A 2,590-nucleotide genomic window follows, 5' to 3' on the forward strand; every position below is an offset into this window, starting at 1 on the left:
GGAAGCGTGGTGGGTGAGGCCAGGATCACCGACAGGGTTCCGCCGAAGATGGTGTTCGTGCCCTTCCATTTCGGAGAACAACCCGCCAATGTGCTGACGGCTTCGGTCTGGGACGAGACATCAGAGACACCGGCTTACAAGATCAACGCTGTCAAGGTCGAAAAAGCCTGAGCAAGACCCTTCGACCGGACAAATGAAAAGGGGGCACGGGATTTTACCCGTGCCACCTTTTTCTCTCAGCCAACAATTCAAACGGCTAGTCTTCGTCTTCCTGGACCTCCGACTCGGCAATGATCTTTTTTGTGATATCGTGGGGCACTTCCTCGTAATGGGAGAGCTCCATGGTGAAGTTACCTCGCCCGGAGGTCATGGACCTGAGGATAATCGCATAGCGGAACATCTCTGCCAGTGGTACCTGGGCTTTCACGACCTGGAGCCTTCCCCGGCTGTCGATCCCCAAAATCTTGCCCCTGCGGCTGTTGAAGTCTCCCATGACGTCCCCAAGATAGTCTTCAGGCACCACCACTTCGACGTTCATTATCGGCTCCAGGAGGATGGGCGATGCTTCGGCCATACCTTTTTTGAAGGCCATGGAAGCCGCAATCTTGAAAGCCATCTCCGATGAGTCGACTTCGTGGTAGGAACCAAAGAAGAGGCTGGCCTTGAAATCCACCGCGGGGTAACCCGCAAGGACTCCCTTCAGGTAGGCCTCCTTGAGCCCCTTCTCCACTGCCGGGATGTAGGATTTGGGAACCACTCCACCGACGATCTTGTCTTCGAACTGGAAACCCTCACCGCGGGCAAGGGGCGAGAATTCGATGTGGACATCGCCGTATTGACCTCTTCCCCCGGTCTGTTTCTTATACTTGCCCTGGGCTTTCGAGGATTTCTTTATGGTCTCCCTGTAGGGTACTTTCGGTGTCTCAGTATCGAGCTCCACCCCGTACCGCTCCTTGATCTTGGATAGCATGACATCGAGGTGCAAGTCGCCCATGCCGGAGAGAATGCTGTCGTTTGTCTCGGGGTTCTTCTCGAAGTGGAGGGTCTGATCCTCTTCGAGCATCTTGTTCAGAGCATTGGCCAACTTGTCCTCGTCGGCCCTGCTCCTGGGCTTGACAGCGACGCTGAATACGGGTTTTGCGAACTGGATCGCCGGGAATTCGTAGTTCATGCCCTTGACCGCCAGGGTGTCGCCCACCACGGTGCTGTGCAACTTTGGTATGGCCACTATATCCCCGACGATCACTTCTTTCACGTCCACCGATTCCTTCCCGCGCATGATCTTGAAAGCGCTGACCCGCTCATCCTCGCCCCTGGTCACGTTGTAAAGGGAGTTCTCGCTCGAGGCAGAACCTGAAAAGACCCTGATGAAGGAGAGTTTGCCCACGTAAGGATCCACCATGACCTTGAAGCAGAAGGCCGAAAATTTTCCGGCGGGATCGGGCTCCACCATGACCTCGGCGTCGCCCTGGAAGGCCGTCCTGGTCTGCGCTTCCAGGGGGCTGGGAAATGCTTCGGCTATGGCATCCAGCAACTGGCAGACGCCCACGTTGGAGGTGCTGGCCCCGGGAAGCACCGGGAAAAGCAATCTTTCCCGGATGGAGCACCGGAGGGCTGGAAGCAACTCCTCTACGGAGAGCTGCTCACCCTCGAGGTACCTCATCATCAGTTCGTCGTCGGCCTCGACCACCCTCTCAATGAGGGTCTCCCTCGCCGTGGCGGCATAATCGGCCATCTCCGGCGGCACGTCGGTCTCCTGGTACTCCTTGCTGCCGTCACCCTGGTAAATGTAAGCTTTCTGTCTCAACACATCGACGACGCCTTTGAAGGCTGCTTCCTTGCCAACGGGAAGGAACAGGGGGACGGCCTTGTCGGAGAGGTAGTCCTGGACCTCCTTGAGGATTCTCTCGAAATCGGCGTTCTCCCGTTCCATCTTGCTGATAAAGAAGGCCATGGGCATTTGCATATCCTCGCCGAACTCCCAGGCTTTCTCGGTCTGTACCTCGACACCGTGAACGCCGCTGATCACCACGATGGCGGAATCGACAACCCTCATGGAGGATCGGAGTTCGCCGATAAAATCTGCGTAACCCGGACAATCGATGAGATAAATTTGCTTGCCGGCGTGTTCTGTCGAGATGAGCGAGGAGTTGATGGAAATCTGTCTCTTGTGTTCCTCGTTGCCGAAATCACTTACGGTGTTGCCATCCTCCACCTTTCCCATCCTGGTGGTAAGGCCCGTATCGAAGGCTATGGCTTCGGCCAGGGCGGTCTTGCCGGAACCGCCATGGCCAGCAAGGGCCACGGTCCGTGTTTTTTCAGGGTCACGAGTTGCCATTTACCGATACCTCCCTCAAGTTATGAAAAGCTTAATTGACGAACCCGTCCGGCATCGCTTTGAAAAGGATTTTATTCCCGAGGTTTCATCGCACGCAGGAACAATCTTAAGTGGCAAGGGCCAGGCCGTCAATGAGCCGTTACTATAGTCCCTTCATACCTTCGATCCTCTCGACTGGTCCAGCGCCTCGTCTATCGCGGCCGATACATCCCCCGGGGGGGCCTGGCCCCTGATCTCCCTCATGACAAGACC

Annotated in this window: 2 protein-coding genes; one reads left to right on the plus strand and one right to left on the minus strand. The window is 56.3% G+C overall.

Annotation, left to right across the window (positions count from 1 at the left end):
• Window positions 1-171 (plus strand): molybdopterin dinucleotide-binding protein (locus GX108_01510; GenBank protein ID NLO55722.1); only part of this gene is annotated, 171 nt, incomplete at its 5' end.
• A gap of 85 nt (window positions 172-256) precedes the next feature.
• Here the strand turns inward: GX108_01510 and fusA are convergent.
• Window positions 257-2,338 carry an elongation factor G gene (fusA, locus tag GX108_01515; protein ID NLO55723.1) on the minus strand — a complete coding sequence of 694 codons (2,082 nt, stop codon included), beginning with the start codon at window positions 2,336-2,338 and terminating at the stop codon, window positions 257-259.
• Window positions 2,339-2,590 lie beyond the last annotated feature (252 nt).

The sequence above is a fragment of the Thermovirga sp. genome (assembly GCA_012523215.1).
Classification (GTDB): domain Bacteria; phylum Synergistota; class Synergistia; order Synergistales; family Thermovirgaceae; genus 58-81.

What these genes read in the sequence shown, in the direction of transcription:
- fusA (NLO55723.1), bottom strand. Translation starts at nt 2,338, where the DNA reads ATGGCAACTCGTGACCCTGAAAAAACACGGACCGTGGCCCTTGCTGGC.